This is a genomic window from Olleya sp. UBA1516 (assembly GCF_002323495.1).
Taxonomy (GTDB): domain Bacteria; phylum Bacteroidota; class Bacteroidia; order Flavobacteriales; family Flavobacteriaceae; genus Olleya.
In genome coordinates this window covers 26,381-45,379 of the sequence record NZ_DCQO01000003.1, presented here as the reverse complement: position 1 = coordinate 45,379, position 18,999 = coordinate 26,381, and the positions used below count along the sequence as shown (strand labels likewise).

At 32.0% G+C, this 18,999-nt stretch carries 19 protein-coding genes; 8 read left to right on the top strand and 11 right to left on the bottom strand.

What is annotated here, in order from left to right; all coding sequences use genetic code 11:
* Positions 1 to 789: ATP-dependent Clp protease ATP-binding subunit ClpX (gene clpX / locus B2989_RS00665; protein ID WP_292942598.1), on the top strand; the 789-nt coding region annotated here is incomplete at its 5' end.
* 220 nt (positions 790 to 1,009) lie between these two features.
* Here the strand turns inward: clpX and B2989_RS00660 are convergent.
* Both B2989_RS00660 and B2989_RS00655 read right to left on the bottom strand, forming a co-directional pair.
* Complete coding sequence (locus B2989_RS00660; RefSeq protein WP_292942595.1) at positions 1,010 to 1,405, bottom strand: hypothetical protein; 396 nt, start codon at positions 1,403 to 1,405, stop codon at positions 1,010 to 1,012.
* A gap of 291 nt (positions 1,406 to 1,696) precedes the next feature.
* The gene (locus B2989_RS00655; protein WP_292942592.1) at positions 1,697 to 3,211 is read right to left on the bottom strand and encodes a GH3 auxin-responsive promoter family protein; all 1,515 of its coding nucleotides are present in this window, start codon (positions 3,209 to 3,211) and stop codon (positions 1,697 to 1,699) included.
* Between the two features lie 42 nt (positions 3,212 to 3,253).
* Here B2989_RS00655 and B2989_RS00650 point away from each other — a divergent pair, with 42 nt between their 5' ends.
* From B2989_RS00650 to B2989_RS00640, 3 genes are all read left to right on the top strand, one after another.
* Positions 3,254 to 4,048 carry a DUF2797 domain-containing protein gene (locus B2989_RS00650; RefSeq protein ID WP_292942590.1) on the top strand — a complete coding sequence of 265 codons (795 nt, stop codon included), beginning with the start codon at positions 3,254 to 3,256 and terminating at the stop codon, positions 4,046 to 4,048.
* 71 nt (positions 4,049 to 4,119) lie between these two features.
* Positions 4,120 to 4,344 (top strand): hypothetical protein, encoded by a 225-nt coding sequence (locus tag B2989_RS00645; RefSeq protein ID WP_145003533.1) that lies wholly within the window; start codon positions 4,120 to 4,122, stop codon positions 4,342 to 4,344.
* A gap of 30 nt (positions 4,345 to 4,374) precedes the next feature.
* On the top strand, positions 4,375 to 4,740 hold the full coding sequence (locus B2989_RS00640; RefSeq protein ID WP_292942586.1) for a GTPase: 366 nt from the start codon (positions 4,375 to 4,377) through the stop codon (positions 4,738 to 4,740).
* Between the two features lie 87 nt (positions 4,741 to 4,827).
* Here the strand turns inward: B2989_RS00640 and B2989_RS00635 are convergent, their stop codons facing one another.
* The 3 genes from B2989_RS00635 to B2989_RS00625 all read right to left on the bottom strand — a co-directional run bounded on the left by B2989_RS00635 (position 4,828) and on the right by B2989_RS00625 (position 8,305).
* Positions 4,828 to 5,343, bottom strand: coding sequence for a gamma carbonic anhydrase family protein (locus tag B2989_RS00635; RefSeq protein WP_292942584.1), 516 nt, complete (start codon positions 5,341 to 5,343; stop codon positions 4,828 to 4,830).
* Between the two features lie 62 nt (positions 5,344 to 5,405).
* The gene (locus B2989_RS00630) at positions 5,406 to 6,140 is read right to left on the bottom strand and encodes a LytR/AlgR family response regulator transcription factor (RefSeq protein WP_145003543.1); all 735 of its coding nucleotides are present in this window, start codon (positions 6,138 to 6,140) and stop codon (positions 5,406 to 5,408) included.
* Positions 6,141 to 6,142: 2 nt separating this feature from the next.
* Positions 6,143 to 8,305 (bottom strand): tetratricopeptide repeat-containing sensor histidine kinase, encoded by a 2,163-nt coding sequence (locus B2989_RS00625; RefSeq protein ID WP_292942581.1) that lies wholly within the window; start codon positions 8,303 to 8,305, stop codon positions 6,143 to 6,145.
* A 207-nt stretch (positions 8,306 to 8,512) separates the two neighbouring features.
* On the opposite strand from B2989_RS00625, the gene B2989_RS00620 reads away from it, so the two are divergent.
* The gene (locus B2989_RS00620; RefSeq protein ID WP_292942579.1) at positions 8,513 to 9,526 is read left to right on the top strand and encodes an SIMPL domain-containing protein; all 1,014 of its coding nucleotides are present in this window, start codon (positions 8,513 to 8,515) and stop codon (positions 9,524 to 9,526) included.
* Between the two features lie 62 nt (positions 9,527 to 9,588).
* Here the strand turns inward: B2989_RS00620 and B2989_RS00615 are convergent, their stop codons facing one another.
* The gene (locus B2989_RS00615) at positions 9,589 to 10,599 is read right to left on the bottom strand and encodes a PorP/SprF family type IX secretion system membrane protein (protein ID WP_292942577.1); all 1,011 of its coding nucleotides are present in this window, start codon (positions 10,597 to 10,599) and stop codon (positions 9,589 to 9,591) included.
* 252 nt (positions 10,600 to 10,851) lie between these two features.
* Here B2989_RS00615 and B2989_RS00610 point away from each other — a divergent pair, with 252 nt between their 5' ends.
* The 3 genes from B2989_RS00610 to B2989_RS00600 all read left to right on the top strand — a co-directional run bounded on the left by B2989_RS00610 (position 10,852) and on the right by B2989_RS00600 (position 12,958).
* On the top strand, positions 10,852 to 11,754 hold the full coding sequence (locus tag B2989_RS00610) for a NifU family protein (RefSeq protein WP_145003560.1): 903 nt from the start codon (positions 10,852 to 10,854) through the stop codon (positions 11,752 to 11,754).
* A 121-nt stretch (positions 11,755 to 11,875) separates the two neighbouring features.
* Positions 11,876 to 12,076, top strand: a complete 201-nt coding sequence (locus B2989_RS00605; RefSeq protein WP_138432236.1) for a dodecin family protein — start codon at positions 11,876 to 11,878, stop codon at positions 12,074 to 12,076.
* Positions 12,077 to 12,145: 69 nt separating this feature from the next.
* Positions 12,146 to 12,958 (top strand): mechanosensitive ion channel family protein, encoded by an 813-nt coding sequence (locus B2989_RS00600; protein WP_243473095.1) that lies wholly within the window; start codon positions 12,146 to 12,148, stop codon positions 12,956 to 12,958.
* On the opposite strand, the gene tsaB is transcribed toward B2989_RS00600, so the two are convergent.
* The 5 genes from tsaB to B2989_RS00575 form a co-directional block, all read right to left on the bottom strand.
* A complete protein-coding gene (gene tsaB / locus B2989_RS00595; protein WP_292942561.1) occupies positions 12,955 to 13,626 on the bottom strand; it encodes a tRNA (adenosine(37)-N6)-threonylcarbamoyltransferase complex dimerization subunit type 1 TsaB in 672 nt (223 codons plus the stop codon). The genes B2989_RS00600 and tsaB overlap by 4 nt on opposite strands.
* 17 nt (positions 13,627 to 13,643) lie before the next feature.
* A complete protein-coding gene (locus B2989_RS00590; protein WP_292942558.1) occupies positions 13,644 to 14,951 on the bottom strand; it encodes an efflux RND transporter periplasmic adaptor subunit in 1,308 nt (435 codons plus the stop codon).
* A gap of 2 nt (positions 14,952 to 14,953) precedes the next feature.
* Entirely contained in the window at positions 14,954 to 16,396 is a 1,443-nt protein-coding gene (locus B2989_RS00585; RefSeq protein ID WP_292942556.1) for a TolC family protein, read from the bottom strand.
* Between the two features lie 137 nt (positions 16,397 to 16,533).
* Positions 16,534 to 17,694 (bottom strand): efflux RND transporter periplasmic adaptor subunit, encoded by a 1,161-nt coding sequence (locus tag B2989_RS00580; protein ID WP_243473099.1) that lies wholly within the window; start codon positions 17,692 to 17,694, stop codon positions 16,534 to 16,536.
* A gap of 45 nt (positions 17,695 to 17,739) precedes the next feature.
* Entirely contained in the window at positions 17,740 to 18,999 is a 1,260-nt protein-coding gene (locus B2989_RS00575) for an ABC transporter permease (RefSeq protein ID WP_243473100.1), read from the bottom strand.

Sequence of the window (18,999 nt, the reverse complement as noted above, 5' to 3'; positions counted from 1 at the left end):
GTTGGTGAAGATGTAGAAAGTATTTTAACACGATTATTACAAGCTGCAGATTACAATTTAGATAAAGCACAAAAAGGCATTGTGTTTATAGACGAAATTGATAAAATAGCACGTAAAAGCGATAATCCATCAATAACCAGAGATGTCTCTGGTGAAGGTGTACAACAAGCTTTACTAAAACTTTTAGAAGGTACTGTAGTTAACGTTCCGCCAAAAGGTGGTCGTAAACATCCTGACCAAAAGTTTATTGAAGTAGATACCGAAAATATTTTATTTATTGCTGGTGGTGCTTTTGATGGTATTGAGCGTGTAATCTCAAAACGATTAAACATGCAAGCTGTAGGTTATAGTGCATCTATTAAAGAAGATGTTGTAGACCACAATAATTTATTACAATATATTATCCCTAAGGATTTAAAAGACTTTGGTTTAATACCAGAAATTATTGGACGTTTACCTGTTTTAACTTACATGGATCCACTTGACGGTAAAACGTTAAGAGCTATTTTAACAGAGCCTAAAAACGCCATTATCAAACAATATAAAAAGCTGTTTGAAATGGACGAAATAGAGCTAAGTTTAACCGATGGTGCTTTAGACTTTATTGTTGACAAAGCTATAGAGTATAAACTTGGTGCTCGTGGATTAAGAAGCTTATGCGAAGAAATCCTTACGGACGCCATGTTTGAACTTCCTGGAAGTGATACTAAAAAACTAAATGTAACAAAAGCTTACGCTGAACAAAAACTAAGTAAGACTACTATTAAAAAATTAAAAGCAGTCTCATAAATTATAGTTTACGCAATTTAAAAAAGCCACTTTAATCTAATGATTAAAGTGGCTTTTTATTTATTATTCTACCTGCTGTATTACATCTTCTTCAATAATAACAGTAACTGCTTTTGTCCAATTATTAGTAATTTCACAAATTGTAAGATTGTATTTAATATTTGACTTTATTGGGTTACGACCTATGAAACAGCCCAAACTATTAAATGTTTATGTATTCCTATTTTGTTGAATTACCTATTTTATAAAAAACACCATCTTTTTCTGCCACCTCAATTGCAGTCTTTAAGGTTTGGTCAACACTAGTTAATATTAATAAATAACTATTAAAAGCAGTAATGGACTTATCTCCTTCAACAAGTTTAAATTGATTGCTATATTCTGGATTATAGCCTTGAGATTTTGATTTTAACTTAAACTCAGCTTTTAATTGATTAGGATTAAAAATTTTTAAAGTCCCTTCTTCCATTCTAGCCACTTCTTCTCCAAAAACAACAGTATCTACTGCCTTATTTACATTAGAATTTTCTAGATTTTGATCGGCTTCAGTTTCTGATGAACAAGAAATAAACAAACTAATAAAAAATAAATAGCTGATTTTTTTAAATAATTTCATAATACTTTTAATTTATAATTAATTATATAAACTTAAACTTAAACAAATTTTTTATAATTTTATTTAACACCATGATATTAAAACAAATAAAAAAACCACTTTAGACATATGTTTAAAGTGGTTTTTTCTTGATTAAATTCAATATGACTTCCCTTAAAGCCAGATTAATAGCAAGACTAATATATGTTTTATTTGTTTGATAACCAAATAAATAGACTGTTTTATTTAAACTATGGTAATTATAAAAATAGACATTAGCTAAAAAGAACAGCACATAACGCCAACTATTACCTATGTATTTAAAAGTATTAGCTCGTCCATATATTGACGCGTATTAGATAGTCTTGGGACTTTGTGTTGGCCTCCAAGCTTATTATTTTGCTTTAACCAATCATAAAACAACTGCTCTCTAGCTATGTGTATTTTTGGTTTATTTAATGTCATATTATTATAACGTTTAGCTTCATAGTCTGAGTTTAGACTTTTAAGTGCATTATCAAACAGCTCATTAAAATAATTAATATCCTTTGGAGGCGTTTTAAACTCGATCAACCACTCATGCGCACCTTTTTCTTTACCTTCCATAAATATTGGAGCTGCTGTGTAATCTACAATTTCTGACTTCGTCTTTTTACATACTTTTTTTAAAGCATCTTCAGCGTTTTCAATAATCAACTCTTCGCCAAAAACATTAATATGGTGTTTTGTGCGTCCTGACACTTTTATACGATATGGACTGATAGACACAAACCTTACGGTATCACCTATCATATAACGCCAAAGCCCAGCATTAGTAGTAATTACAACTGCATAGTTTTTATTAAGTTGCACCTCACTTAATGGTATTACTTTTTGGTCTTTAGTCCCAAATGTATCCATTGGGATAAACTCGTAAAAAATACCATAGTCTAACATTAACAATAAATCGCCAGAGTAATTTTGATCTTGGATTGCAAAAAACCCTTCCGATGCATTATAAATTTCGTAATATTTAAAATCTTTTTTAGGTAATATATTTCGGTACTGTTCGATATACGGATTAAAGCTTACACCTCCATGAAAATACACTTCTAGGTTAGGCCAAACGTCAAATAAGCTTGTTTTATCGGTTTTATCTAAAACGTTATTAAGTAAAACTAACATCCAACTTGGTACACCAGCAAGACTGGTCACGTTTTCGTTTATAGTCTCGTTAACTATAGCAGCCATTTTGGTTTCCCAATCACTCATTAAACTAACCTTACTACTTGGCGTGCTACTAAACTCTGCCCAAAAAGGCATATTATCTATTAAAATAGCGCTTAAATCTCCAAATGCAGTTCCGTTTTCTTTGTATAGCTCTTTACTACCTCCTAATCTTAAGCTTTTACCAGTAAATAATTGCGAGTTTTCATTATTATTAAGGTACATGCATAATAGGTCTTTACTTGCTGCATAATGACAATCTTCTAGACTGTCAAAACTAACAGGAATAAACTTACTTTTAGCACTGGTTGTACCGCTAGATTTTGCAAACCATTTAATTGGCTTTGGCCAAAAAATATTATTTACACCTTGTCTTGAGCGTTCAATACTATCCTGTAAATCCTCGTAAGTAGATATAGGTACGCGATCTGCAAATGTTGCATAGTTTTTTATTGAAGCAAATCCGTGTGTTTTACCAACCTCAGTGTCTTTAGCTATGTCTAATAAATTAAACAACAGCTCTTGCTGCACCTCGTTTGGATACTTTAAAAACAACTCTATTTGATGAAAACGCTTCTTTAAAAACCATGAAGCAATAGAATTAACAAGAGGAATTGGCATAGTTATTTGTATCTTTAAGTTTTAAAAATAATACTTTTTTTTATGACCTACCAAGGTGTGTTGACAAAAATGCAAACCGAGTTTTCTAAACCTATAAATTACTATATGGTTTTTAAAAATGACTTTATTAATATTAACCAATTATTAGACAAAACCTTAACGTTTAGTTTTGTAAAATACGAGTGTCTAAATTGCCATTTAGATAAGCCTATTTACCGCCAAGGTTTTTGTAAAAGTTGCTTTTTTGAGATTCCGCAAGCAGCAGATTGGATCATGAAACCCGAGTTAAGTCAAGCCCATTTGGATATTGAAGAGCGCGATTTAGCCTATGAAAAACAAGTACAATTACAACCACACATTGTCTATTTGGCCAATTCTAGCAATGTAAAAGTTGGTGTTACCAGAAAAGGTCAAGTCCCAACACGTTGGATTGATCAAGGTGCACATGAAGCTATTGAGATTGTTGAAGTCCCTAACAGATATCTTGCTGGAATTACAGAGGTTGCTTTAAAGGATTATGTTGGTGATAAAACTAATTGGCGTACCATGCTTAAAAACGATATTAAGGATGAAAATTTAATTGAATGGCGTGATAAGCTAAAACAGTATATACCTGATGAAGCAAAACAATATTTTATTGAAGACAATCAGGAAACTAATATTGAATTTCCGGTATTACAATATCCAACAAAACCTAAGTCTTTAAATTTTACAAAGACACCACATTACACAGGTGTTTTAAAAGGTATCAAAGGACAATATTTAATTTTTGAAGATAATACCGTTTGTAACATTAGAAGTAATGAAGGTTTGGTTGTAAACATTAGTATTACTTAATTTTATAAATAAATTAACGAGTCACACAAAACATATCTCTCTAGTTTTTAGTAAATTGTAAATAAAAAACTATGAAAACGCCTGCAATGTTTTGGGTGGCTATTACCACCTTGTTATTAATTACTGTTACCATTATGGTAGCAATGAATATGTCTTTTAGTTGGGTCTTTTACCTAACTGTTATTGGTCAAGTATTTGTTGCTATTATGGTTTATAAGGTATTAAAAGATCATTATTTTACAGATAAAACATTTGAACATTTTTACGAAGACAAACCTTTTAATTACAGAAAGTAATTATTTTAATTGTTTTACGACTTAGTCTATATGACTACACTAGTATTTGTTTATAATGCCAAATCAGGTTTTAAAAACCTAGCACTTGACATTGCACATAAATTATTTAGCCCTAAAACTTATGCTTGTAATTTATGTGCTTTAACGTTTAATACTTTTACAGAAAATACAATTTGGAAAGATTTTAGAAACAGAACTCCTTTAGAAATTGAATTTTTACATAGTGATGCGTTTGAAGCAAAATTTAAAGCTAAAAATTTTAGTTATCCAATTATATTATCCAAAACCAACAACACGTTACAACCCTTTTTGTCAAGCAAAGCTATTGCGTCCTTAACATCTGTGGAAGAACTAATTCTTACTATTGAGTCCAAGTCTTGCGATAGGTTGCGTTAGCGGTAGTAATGACATCCTTTTTTTGCTGCCATATATGGCAAAAAAAGATATAATGGATGACGCGACCCTTGTGGTAACGCCCAAAAATTACTCTTTAAACCAGCCTGAGTATTTGACGTAATTATCGGCAATACGATTTATTTCGCCATGTATTAACTCTTTGCTAATGTCTTTCACTTTTTTTGCTGGCACACCTGCGTAAATGCTTCCTGATTGGACAATTGTATTTTGGGTTAGGACAGCTCCTGCTGCTACAATGCTGTTACTTTCTACTACGCAATTATCCATTACGATGCTTCCCATACCTATTAACACGTTGTCGTGGATTGTACATCCATGGACTATAGCATTGTGACCAATGGATACATTATTACCTATTATGGTTGGGTATTTTTGATAGGTACAATGCACGACTGCTCCATCTTGGACATTGACTTTGTCTCCTAATTTTATATAATTTACGTCACCACGTAGCACTGCATTAAACCAAATGCTGCATTGTTTGCCTATTTGGACATCGCCTACTATGGTAGCGTTTTCGGCTATGTAACAGTCTGCTGTAATTTGTGGTGCTTTACCGTTTACTGGTTTTATTATTGGCATGTGTTGATTGTTTTTTATATTTTTTGTTAGTTTCTCTAAAACATCCGAACAGAGGTATTGGATTATTTAAAGTAAGATAATAAATCTGATTTTTTTGAAGCAGACACCATAATTTCTTGACCGTTACTAAGTATAACACTTCCTCCTTTTCCTTTAACGTATTTAACGACTTCGCTTACATTAATTAGGTAGCTTTTGTGTACACGAGCAAATCCTGATGGTGTTAATGCGTCTTCAAAATATTTTAGTGTCTTACTGACTACTTTCTTTTTATTGTTGTTTAAATAGATCTCTGTATAATTATCATCTGCTTTACAATACAAAATATCTTTAGTATTTAACACCTCAAAACCGTCTTGCTGTGGTATGGTTATTTTACCTGCTACATTATTAGTTTTAGGTATTAATACTTGGTCTTGTAATGCGTCTTCTTTTAACTTAATTTCGGACACATAGTCAACTGCTTTAATCAGCTCGTCAATATCTATTGGTTTCATTAAATAATAAGATGCGTGTGCATTTAGGGCATCCATTGCGTAGTTATTATATGCGGTTACGAAAATGGTTTCGAAATCACGATCACCAACTTTGTCTAATAAATCAAATGCGTTACCATATGGCATCTCTACATCTAAAAACACTAAGTCTAAATCTAAGGTACGGATTAACTCTAAGGCTTCGTTTATGTTTTCTGCCTCGCCAATTATATTAACTTTTGGACAGTATTTAGTTAAGTAGTTTTTTAATATGGCTCTACTTTGCGCTTCGTCTTCTACTAATATTGCGTTTAGTTTCATTTTTAATCTTTTTTTATTGTCACTACTACTTTTGTCCCTACATCTCCTTCTGTTCCATTATCGTCTATAAACACATCAACTTTGTCTTTATACATTTGGTTTAAAATAGTAACACGTTTTTTAATATTTCCTAATCCTTTAGAGTTATGTTTTTGTTGATTTTGGGTCTTTAAACTTTTAGATTTTTTGCGTCCAATACCATTATCTGCAATTGTTATTGCTATCACTCCTTTTTGTTTTTTGGTTATTGAAATTTCTAACAATCCCATGTCATTTTTATAACGTAGTCCATGCCATACTGCATTTTCTATGTAAGGCTGTAGTAACATAGGCGGAATCTGATAGGCTTCGATATCTATAGTTTTGTCTATATTAATAGTGTATTCAAACTTATCTTTAAACCTAAAATGCTCTAATTTTGTGTATAATTCTATAAGTTCAATTTCTTTTTGAAGCGGAATAAAATCTTCTTCAGAGTTTTCCAAAACTGCACGCATTAATTTAGAAAAATCGGATAGGTATTTGTTTGCAGTCCTCTCGTCATTAGTCGCAATAAAACTGTTGACCGAGTTTAGTGCATTGAAAATAAAATGCGGATTCATTTGGCTACGTAAAGACTTTAAAGCTAATAAATTGTTTGCTAATTTTTGCTGTTTTATATATTTAAACATCAAATAAGCTGTTACTGCCAACAGGAATAAACCACCTATTAATGAGTATATTATTAGCTGTTGACTTTTATTTTTTTCTTCAGATAATTCAACTTGACTTAGCGTTAACTTTCGGTCTGTTTCTAGAGTTGTGATTCGGTTTTGCTTTTCGGCTATACTTTTATTAAATCGTGCTGCTTGCGATATTTCTTGCTCTTTTTTAATGTATAGCTGATCAACGGTTTTTACATACTCGTCAAACATTAATTTAGCTTCGCTAAAATTACCAGACTCGACATACACATCTGTTAGCTTTTTAGTCGCATCTTTTTTTACTATTAAATCTTCTTTTTTATCTGCTTCTTCAATACTTTTTTCTAAGTATGGAATGGCTTCTTTATATTCCTTTTGAAGGAAATACGCATTACCAATTTTATAGTTTTGTTTTTGCTTAGTTATGTTACTCTCGTTAGCTATTATGGAGTCTTTTTCAATAACAGCTATATCTTTAATAATCTCTTTTCTGGTTTTAATTTCTTGATCGTAAGATTGATTAACATTTTGAAAATCTGCAAACTTAATTTTTTGTTCTACCTCTCTTGTTTTATTTTCTTGAGCAGCAAGCGCTACAGAGTTTTCTAGTAAAACTTCGGCTTTAGCCTTTTTACCTTCTGAATTGTAAACCTCTCCTAGTTTAGAATTTAAGTCTGTAACTTTAGGCAAAATTTGATTAGTAGTCGCTACTTTTAATCCTTCTGTATAAGCTTGCGTTGCTTTACTGTTTTGATTGATTTGAGCATACACATCACCTAATCCTTCGTAACGTATTACGTTTTGCCAATTAGACAAATCGCTAGTTTTTAAACTATTATAAACAGCTAAACTCTCCTGGTGGTTTTTGTTTTTAAAATAGGCTTTAGCTAATTTTAAATTAACGTCTGTTGCATTTACATTATTTAAACTTATACGATAGTTTGTTACCGCTAAATCGTATTGTTTCCAATACATATAGACGTCTGCTAAGACCTCAAAAGCTTCGGCATTTTGCTTAACAGATGTGCTTTTTGGAATACTTTCAGTTATAAACTGTATACTTTTTTCTGCTGAAATTTTCTTATAAAAAACAGCTGAATCAATGGTGCTTTTAAATGTATTAGATTTGGTTTTTATCTTTTTAACATAGGCATCCTCGATTAAAGCATGGACTTCTACGGTTATATCGTCATCGGATTTTACGGTGTAATAAATAGTCTCAAAATCCTTGTGACTAATCATAATCTCATCTCCTATTTTTACATTAATTCTAAATTCGCCACTTAGACTAGTACTAGTGTAAGACCCTCCATTAACTTGGATGTTAACATCAACTATTGGATTATAAGTATCCACCTCTCTAACTAACCCTTTTACAGTAAAAGTAGCCTCTTCAGATTTATTTAACTGATGTTGCGCTTGCATGATTTGCTGTGCTGTTAGACACAACAAAATAGTTAGTAGTATGCGTAGGTTTTTCATTTATTAAATTATAGAATATAAACTTACGCACTTTAGCCCATTAAATAAAATGTACTTTTTTCAATTTGATAAGTAAAACAACTAAAATTATAGTCTTAACTCATTTATATACCAAACTGACTCATTTATATTGTTAGTTTACTCAATCTGGCTTTTGTTTTAAATATGTTGCTTATAGGTTTACCAAAAGTAAAACTTAAAGCAATCATGAAATATTCTAAACTATTTGCCCTATTCACTTTACTATCTATTAACATCCAAGCACAACACATGGGAAACCTTAATCAAGGCATTTCCAGACAAAATATTACTAGCGGAAATGCTATTACTTATGGCAACTCACCTAGACAACTTACACCTAATTTAAATCCTAACAGTACTATTATAATTGACGTTAGAGCGTTGCAAAATGTAAAAGCAACTACCTACACTGCTATTTTTAATGTTACTCAAATTGGCGAAACTGCTGAAATTACTAACACCCTTTTAAATGATCGTATTGCAAATATCAAAACAGAGTTATCGTCAATTGGAATTTTAGAAAAGGATATTGCTATTGACGTGATTTCGTTTGTTCCTGTTTATGAGGTAGAGGTCACTAAAAAGCTATTTAGCAAAACGTATACTGAAGTCCCTAAAGGATTTGAACTGCAACAAAACATACACATCCAATTTACTAAGACACAACAATTTGAAAAAATTCTTACTGCTTGTGCTAAAAACGAAATTTATAACTTGGTAAAAGTGGATTATTATATTGAAAACATTGCTGATGTGTACAAAAATCTACAAACTAAACTTTTAAATTTAATTACCGAAAAAAAAGAATATTACAATCTACTAGGTTTTAAATTAGAAAACTATAATGCTGTCATGGCTGATCAAAAATATTGTTACTTCCCTAAAGATTTTTATCAAAATTATCAGGCTTATAACAGCATATCTTTCCAAGCTTTAAAACAGGATAAAGGTGTTACTGAAGTAAAAAAACAAACCTCATATTATTACCAACCTTTGTCTTACGAGAACTACGATATTGTAATTAATCCTTCAATATTAGAGCCTGTTGTACAAATTGGCATGGAAATAAAATTACATTTTACACCTAAACCAGCTGAGCAAAAACAAGACCCTATTGTTAAAACAGAAATCAAACATAAATACTTTGTTATATCACCTGACGGAACCATTGACGTTAAAGAGTTAAATACTAACCATTAATTAAAACCATAAAAAAAAGCCTCATTAAAATGAGGCTTTTTTTATAAATTATATATTGACAATTAGTTAATTGCAGGACAATTACAACTGTATCTTTCTTTACCACAGTTAAAGTTAAACCCTAATGTTAATTGGTGGAATCCACCATTATTAAACACTACAGAGTTTGCTTGGTAGCTATAGTTGTAAGCAAACACAAAGTTGTTTACTTCCACACCTAATATTGGTGTAATATATTGTAATTTTTGGCTGCTAACTCCAGATCCATCTCTAAATTCTGCACCATCTAAAGATCGTCTGTAAGATAATCCTCCCCAAACCTTACCAAAGTCTACGGATTTGTATGCTTTAAGGTTAAGGTCAAAAGATGCTTCCTCAGTAGCATCTCTATACATAAACATAGCAGAAGGCTCAAAACTCCATTCGCTCCCATAGCTTCCAAAGGTATTTCCTACAGATACTAAGTAGGTTCTTAAATTGTCATAGCTTATACCTTGCTCATTAAAATTAATACCATCATTTTTTAATAAGTTTTTTACGGTTGCGTGTGCATAAAAATCATATAAGAAGTAAGAAAAACCAAAGTCTACATTAAAATTAGTAGCAGACTGCTCGATTCCAGCAATAATAGGATCAAATCCATCAGCTAAAAAGCTAGTTTCATCTAACTTATATTGTATAGCTCCAACACTTAAACCAAAAGATAATTGGTTTAGGTCAGTAGTACTTCTAGAAAACATTAAATGGTGTGCGTAAGTAAAATAAGCACCAGTTTGAGAGTGGTATCCATTTTTATCACTATATACAATAGCTCCAATACCAGATTGCGAGTCTCCAATTCTACCATTAACACTAGCAGTAATTAACTTTGGAGCGTCATCATCTCCAAACCACTGCTGTCTTCCTGTAACCCTAAGCTTAGCGCAATTTGCTGCACCAGCCATAGATGGGTGAATCAAGTAGTAATTATCCGTTAAGTAATCTGAGTAGATTGGTAATCCCTCTTGGGCTTTTGAAAATTGAGTGCCAAATAAAGCAACAATTGCTATTAAAAATATGTTTTTTAATCTCATAATCTCTTATTTCGAGGTAGACAGGTCTATAAAAATAGCTACGCTATTGGGTTTATAACTAACTTTTAACTTAAAATCAAAAGTGAGTCTCAAATATATAAATTTACTCTTTATAATTTCAATCCTAAAAGTTAAAGGTTCAAGATAAAAATGTTTTATTAAATAAACTTCAAAAATCGTTAAATTTTATAAAAATCAAATATAATAGATATCTATACTTTTCTTTAGTATTTTTGCAAAAAAAAAGTAACAATGAGTGATTTTAAAGTTTCAATACAAGAAACCTCTAACCCTACCATAATTAAATTCGAATTAAACCAATTTATAACCAAGCACCAAAGCTTTGAATTTAACAACATTGACGAGGCTAAAGACTCTCCTTTAGCACAACAATTATTTTATCTTCCTTTTGTAAAAAAAGTTTACATATCTAGCAATTTTATAGCTATTGAAAGATATAATATTGTAGAATGGAACGATGTTAAGACTGAAGTAGCAGAACAGATTGAATCCTATCTAAATGATGGTGGAATAGCTGTATCAGAAACTGCTGTAACAAAAAAGGTTGCTGTAACCGTTTACACGGAAAGCACGCCAAACCCATCGGTACTAAAATTTGTTTCTAACAAAAAACTAGTAACCTCTTCCTACGAGTTTACCTCAATCGAAACAGCTAAGCCATCACCTATGGCTACAGCGTTATTTCATTTTCCATTTGTTAAAAGCGTCTTTTTTGACGAAAACTATGTGTCAATCACAAAATATGATATCGCAGAATGGAATGACATTTCTTTTGAATTAAGAGAGTTTATAAAAAATTACATAGAGGATGCTAAAGAAATAGTATCACCTAATGCACCAGAAGTTGTAGAAAAATCTGTAGAAAAAGTAGAAGCACACTTTGAAACATTAGATGACACCTCTAAGCAAATTGTAAACATTCTAGAAGAATATATTAAGCCTGCTGTTGCAAGTGATGGAGGGAACATCCAATTTGAATCCTATGATGAAACTACTAAAACCGTAAAAGTAATTTTACAAGGTGCATGTAGTGGTTGTCCATCTTCAACATTTACATTAAAAAACGGAATTGAAAATATGCTTAAAGAGATGTTAGCAGGAAAAGTAGAATCTGTTGTAGCGCTAAATGGTTAATTTCAACCTATAAAACACGCTGTTTAACCCGACTACTATATTGTTAGAAGATTTAAATCATCAATTATTGTATTAAAATTTGTAATTTTAAGAAACAAACAATAATTAAAATTTAAATATTATGGCAGTATTAAAAGTAATCGAAGTATTATCAAACTCTGATAAAAGTTGGGAAGATGCAACTAAAAAAGCAGTAAAAGAAGCATCTAAAACTGTAAAGAACATTCGTTCTGTATATGTACAAGACCAAAGCGCTATTGTAAAAGGTGACGACGTTACAGAATTTAGAGTTAACTTAAAGTTGACATTCGAAGTTAAATAATTGTAAAACAATATTTTAAATTTACTCGGTTTTACTACCGAGTTTTTTTATTCAATAAAATTAATCAACATGGAGACACAAAAATGGATAGATAAAGGTTATGACTTAATTGTTGAGTTTGCACCAAAAATTTTAGCCGCTATTTTAATATGGATTATTGGTAGCTGGATTATTAAAATGCTGATGAAAGGCATTAAAAAAGCTATGACCAAAGCAAATTATGATGATAGCTTAAAAAAGTTCTTACTTAACCTACTCAGCTGGATTTTTAAAATTGTATTAATTCTTGTTGTTCTTGGCACTGTTGGCGTAGAAACCACGTCATTTGCTGCAATTTTAGCTGCTGCTGGTTTGGCTGTTGGTATGGCTTTACAAGGATCTCTCGGGAATTTTGCAGGAGGTGTTTTAATCATGACTTTTAAACCTTTTAAAATTGGAGACCTCATTGAAGCTCAAGGTGAAATTGGAGTTGTAAAAGAGATTGAAATTTTCACTACCAAATTAACAGGACTTTCTAATAGAGAGATTATCATTCCTAATGGTGCACTTTCTAATGGTAATATTATTAATTTCACTACAGAAGGAACAAGACGTGTAGATTTAGTTTTTGGAGTAAGCTATGATGCTGACATAAAGCAAACCAAAGAGGTTTTGATGAATGTGCTAACATCAAATCCTAAAGTATTAAATGAACCTGCACCAACAGTTACCGTATTAGAGTTGGCAGACAGTTCTGTTAATTTTGCTGTAAGACCATGGTGTAAAGCAGAACATTACTGGGATGTTTACTTTGAAGTTACAGAAAACACAAAAGAAGCGTTAGACGCAGCAGGTATAGAAATACCATACCCTCACTCTGTAGAAATACAAAAACAAGGCTAAGCTTTCTTTTTTATAGCAACAAAATCCTTTAAATAATAGGGTTCAAAATAGGCGACATCTTCGATGTCGCTTTTTTTATACTTCAACTCAGACAGCAAACTCATTTCGTTTGCAGAGGGTAATTTACCATCAATAAAAATGGCATTTGGATGATTGATTAGCTGCTTCGTTTTAGCAACACCGTTCCCTACAAAATAGACTTTGTTTTCTTTTAGCAAGTCAGCATAACTATCTTCAGTTAATATTTCTGCTTTAATTTCTCTAATCAACTCATGATTGTGATTAAAAATAGCCGAATACACTTCCATACGACGTGCATCTAGCATTGGTATAATTATACCTTCTTCAACTTTTACTTGGTGTGATAGACTTTCTAAAGTAGAAACCGAAATTAGCGGTTTGTTTAAGGCATAACACAACCCTTTAGCCGAAGACACACCAATACGCAAACCTGTATACGAACCAGGTCCTTTACTCACTGCTACAGCATCAATGTCTAAGGTGTTAATATTTGCAGCTTCAAAGACATCTTTAATAAACACATGCAAGGTTTCTGCATGAGAATACCCAGCACTATTATCTTCCTTTAAAACTAAAGTCTCTCCATCTTTAGACAGAGAGACTGAACAATTTGTTGTGGCTGTTTCTATATTTAGCACTAAGGCCATTAAATACGTTTTAAGTTTTATTCCTCTTTTTTATCTTCAGAGGTTTCTTCTTTTTTGTTCTTTTGCTCAATAAGGTCTCCTGGTTTTAATGTTTTTGAAACCATATTATAAGGACCTGTTATTATCTTATCATCTTTTGACAATCCTGATGTAATTTCGATATTAGAATCATCTTGAATACCTGTTTTTACAACTCTTAGTTTGGCTTTACCGTTATCATCTACAAACACACATTCAAACTTCTCTTCCTCCTTTTGTGTTTCTTCATCTTCAAAATCTTCTTTTATTTCATAAGGTTTTTTGGTAGACGTTGTATCGGTCTTAATAACAATAGCACTAATTGGCACAGCAACAACATCTTTTCTTGTTTTAGTAATAATATCTACTGTAGCTGTCATACCTGGTCTAAACGGCGAATAAGTTTCAGGTTTACCTTCTGTTAAATCTTTATACGATTCTTCTAAGATTCTAACCTTTACTTTAAAATTAGTTACTTGATCAGCTGTTAAGTTTCCTTCTGCAGAATTAGCAATTTCGGTAACAACACCTTTAAACTCTTTCTTTAAATAAGCATCTACCTCAACAATTGTAGAATCTCCAATACTTACCTTAACAATGTCATTTTCGTTAACATCTACCTCAACTTCCATATTATTAAGGTTTGCAACACGCAAAATTTCTGTACCTGCCATTTGTTGCGTCCCAACAACACGCTCACCTTCTTCTACATTTAACATAGAGATTGTACCGCTCATTGGCGCATAGATTGTTGTTCTGTTTAGGTTGTCTTTTGCTTCATTTACTGTTGCTGCTGCACTTTGCACATTATAATATGCAGAATTCTTTCCGGCTACTGCGGTTTCATATGCAGCAATAGATTTGTCCCAATCTGCTTTTGAAATTACACCTTTATCAAAAAGTGCCTTGCTTCTTTCGTAATCTGCTTTGGCTTGTTTAAGATTTGCCTCAGCTTGTTCTAAGCCAGCTCTTACATTTTGGTAGGATGCTTGTGAACGGTTTACAGCAGATTGAATTAAATCTGGATTAACCCTTACTAATAAATCTCCTTTTTTAACTTCTTGACCTTCCTTAAAAGGTAACTCTAAAATTTCGCCAGACACTTCGGATGAAATTTTCACTTCTACTTCTGGTTGAATTTTACCAGTTGCAGAAACGGTCTCTACGATATCTTTTAGAGTAGCTTCTTTTACTATAACTTCCTTGAAGTTTCCTTTTTTACCAAACCATCCCATTGATTTTCCTGCTACAAGGAGTACAAGTAACAAAACAACTACACCAATGATGATTTTTACAGTTTTATTCATAATTAAAATTTTAACTCTATTGCTGGAATACCAAAATATAATTCAAGAACTTTTAATTTGAAAATATAATCGTATTTAGCTCTATTTAATTCTATTCTTGAATTATCATATCGTAATTTTGATTGACTAAAATCAAAAGCATTGGTTAAACCTACATCATATCTTTCTTTCGCATAATTGTAAGCTAATTCTTGAGATTCTAAAGCCAACTGAGCTGCTTCATAAGATTTTAAAGCACCTTTTGCATCAACATATGCTTGGTAAACAGTCGACTCTAAATCTAACTCAGCCTGTTCTAATTGAAATTTTGAGCGTTCTAAACTCACTCTACTTCTTTGAACGCTGCCTTTTGTATTAAAACCATTTAAAATGGGAATGTTTAATTGCAACCCATAACCAATTCCATCATTTTGATATAACTGGTCAACTAATGGATCTGCAGCTACTTCTACAGGGAATGTATTTGGAAATGTTCCCACAACTGATTGTCCAGTAGCTTCAACCGTACCAATTTGCTGAGTTACAGTAGGATTGTTTGGATCTATTTGCTGAGTAAAGGATGTTGTATTTGCATATCTGGTGTTATAGCCAAAAAAAGCTGATAAGGTTGGCCAGTTAACTCCTTTTGCTATTTTCAAATCTATTTCTGCTAATTCAACGTTTTGTTCTGCAATTTTAATTTCAGACCTATTTTCCTTGGCAGCTGCAATTATTTCTGAAACATCTTTACCTGCAACACCATCATCAACAATGTTATAACCTTCATCTTCAATATCAAAAGTCTCATAATCTTTAATTAAGAGCAATTGAGCTAGACTTATTAAGGATATTTGCACATTATTTTCTGCATTGATAATTTGCTGTTGTTCACTTGCGTCTGTTGCCTTAATTTCCAATAAATCTCCTCTAGGTAGTGATCCTGCATCTACCAATTCTTGTGTTCTTTCAATTTGTTCTTTAGTAACCTCATTTTGAGATTTTAAAACTTCTAAATTGGCTTTATTTAAGATAACAGTTAAGTATCCGTTTGCAACGAAAAGCGAAATATCATCTTTCATCTTATCCAATCTATACTGACTAGCAAGTCTAGATATGTCAGCTCGCTGAAGCTGTCTAAAATTTCTTAAACCGTCAAATAGAGTATAGCCTACATTAATATTTCCTGAAGCTGATAAAAATGTCGTAGTTTGGGCGTTATTAGTAATTGGGTTAAAACTCAAACCTGTATTTTCCGAAATTCCTACTCCTGCATTTAAACTTGGAATAAAATTACCTTTAGCCGTAAGCTTTTCGACTTCAGAAAGTTCTACATCTAACTCACTTTGTTTAATGGAAATGTTATTTTCTAAGGCATACTGAACACATTCTTTAAGTGTCCACTTTTTATCCTGTGCCTGACCTAGAGCTACAAAAAGAAGTAGTATTACTATGATTGATTTTTTCATCTGTTGTTTATTGATTTTTTGATAGACAGATGGAATTTGCCATTAAATCTTCTAAAATATATTGAAATTTATCTTGACTCATTTCACAATGCCTATATGTCTGTATAAATTATAAAGTGTTACACAAAATGTTAAAATTATTGTTGTGCATACTTTGGAACACCTTGTACTTGATTCCAAACTTTTATCTTATCACTTTTAGTTATTCCGCTTTTCACCTCAACAAAAATACCGTCACTTATACCTAACTCAACCTCTTTTCTTTCGAATTTTTGGTCTCCTACTTCAACCTCTACAAAAGGTGCTTTAGTCTTTTCATCATATTGCACTAAAGCCTCTTTAATAGCTAATACATTTTCGGCTTTGTCTAAAATAATAGAAGCGTTAGCACTTAAACCTGCTCTTATAAATGTAGAATCTACAGTCTTAAGACTACCTTTAATTTCAAATTGAATGGCACCATTTTCTTCTACACCTTTAGGTGCGATGTAATCTAAAACCGCATCAAATTTATCGTCTTCAATAGCACCAACAGTAATTTCTAAAGGTAATCCTTCTTTAATTTTTCCCACTTCGCTTTCATCTACTTTACCTTCAAAAATCATTTTGGTAACATCTGCTAACGAGGCTATTGATGTTCCTTCATTAAAATTATTAGCTTCAATAACTTGATTTCCAGCTTTTACAGGAACATCTAAAACCATTCCTGAAACCGTTGCTCTAACTTGTGTTTGTGCTATATTACCCAAACCAGATGTGGTTCCTGTTTTTATAATATCGTAATTTTGGCGCGCCTGAGTTACATTTATCCTCGCCTGCTCTACTTGTTGTTTAGCTTGCAAATATGTGTTATTTACCTGATCAAAATCATTAGCAGAAATAACACCTTTATCAAATAATGCTTTTTGGCGATCGTAAATTGCTTTTTGCGTTTTAAAATTTATTTCAGCGGTTTGTAAAGATGTTTGATTAGACGAAATACTATTTTTAGCACTTGTTAAATTTGACACGTTAGGTATTACTCTTATCTGAGCTATTAAATCTCCTTGCTTTACGTATTCTCCAGCTTCAACAAAAACCTCATCTACTACACCAGATATATTTGGTTTTATTAATACTTCTTCTTTTGGGACTATACTACCTGTAGCTACAGTTTTAACCACAATGGTTTGTTCAACCGGACTTTCTGAAGTATACGTTATTGGATCTTCTTGATTTTTTTGCCACAAATAAAAAAGTGAAGCTCCAAATACTACTACTATTAAAATTAATACGATGACTGTTGTTGTTCTTTTCATCTCTGATTGATATATAATTTATTTATCGATAAACATCTTTTTATTTTATTCTATTCTAAGGGCATCAACTGGCTTCATTTTAGTTGCTCTATTAGCGGGAATTAACCCTGCCAAAAGACCAGAAACCACCAATATAAATAGTGCCGTAAACACCACCTGCATACCAACACTTGGATTTGCAAAATTTTCTACATCTCCTGCTTGATCTAATATGTAATTTAACACCCATATGACCAGGGCTGCAAAGGATACTCCTAACATTCCAGATAAAATTGTGAGTACTAAACTTTCTTGAAGAATCTGTCCTTTAATCATCCATGGTGTTGCACCTAAAGCACGCCTTACTCCAATCTCTTTTGTTCGCTCTTTAACAACAATAAGCATGATATTATTAATACCAATGATACCAGACATTAAAACTAATGCTCCAACAAAATATCCTACTATTGTTAATATTGAAAATAGACCGCTTATTCTTCCGAATTGCTCGGATAAATCAAAATGACCAATAGCCCTTTCGTCTGTAGGATCTACTTTGTGTCTAAATTTCATTAAATCAAAAACCTGCTGCTTAATTGAAGTTATAGGCACATCATCTACCGCAGTTATAGCCATCCAACCAACATTCTCACCTCTATTAAAAGCCTGAGCAAATGTTGTAAATGGAATATAAATAGTACTGGCATCTTGCTCATCATCTCCTTGGCTATTGCTCATTTTAAATGTACCAACAACCTTAAAATTAACACCGTTTATTTTAATGTATGTACCAAGAACATCTTCATCCTTGTCATACAACCCTTTAACAACACCTGTACCTATGACACAAATTTTTCGCTTTGTTTGAATATCTGAGTAACTTATAAAACGACCTTGAAGAATATCCATAGGTTGTTGTTTTATATACTCAGGATAGTCTCCATAAATTTCAAAAGCACCTGTTTTTGTACCTCTAATGACATTATTTGCACCTCTAAATCCTCCCAATTGGTTTCTAGGTGAGACATATTTAAGATTAGGGATTTCTGATTTTATAGCTTCAACGTCGTCTAACTTGTAATTAAAATAGCGCCCTTTAGGAAGTCCTTTGTAAGGTTTAGAAGTCCCTTGAGTCCACATAAACATAGAGTTTGTTGCGAAATTACCAAAATCAGCAGTTACACCATTTTTTAACCCATTAGTTAAGGCCAAAAGCAATACCAATATTGTAATTCCCCAAAAGACTCCAAATGCAGTTAAAATAGTTCTAAACTTATTTGCATTTAGTGCTTCTAATATTTCGTTCCAACGATCTCTGTTAAACAT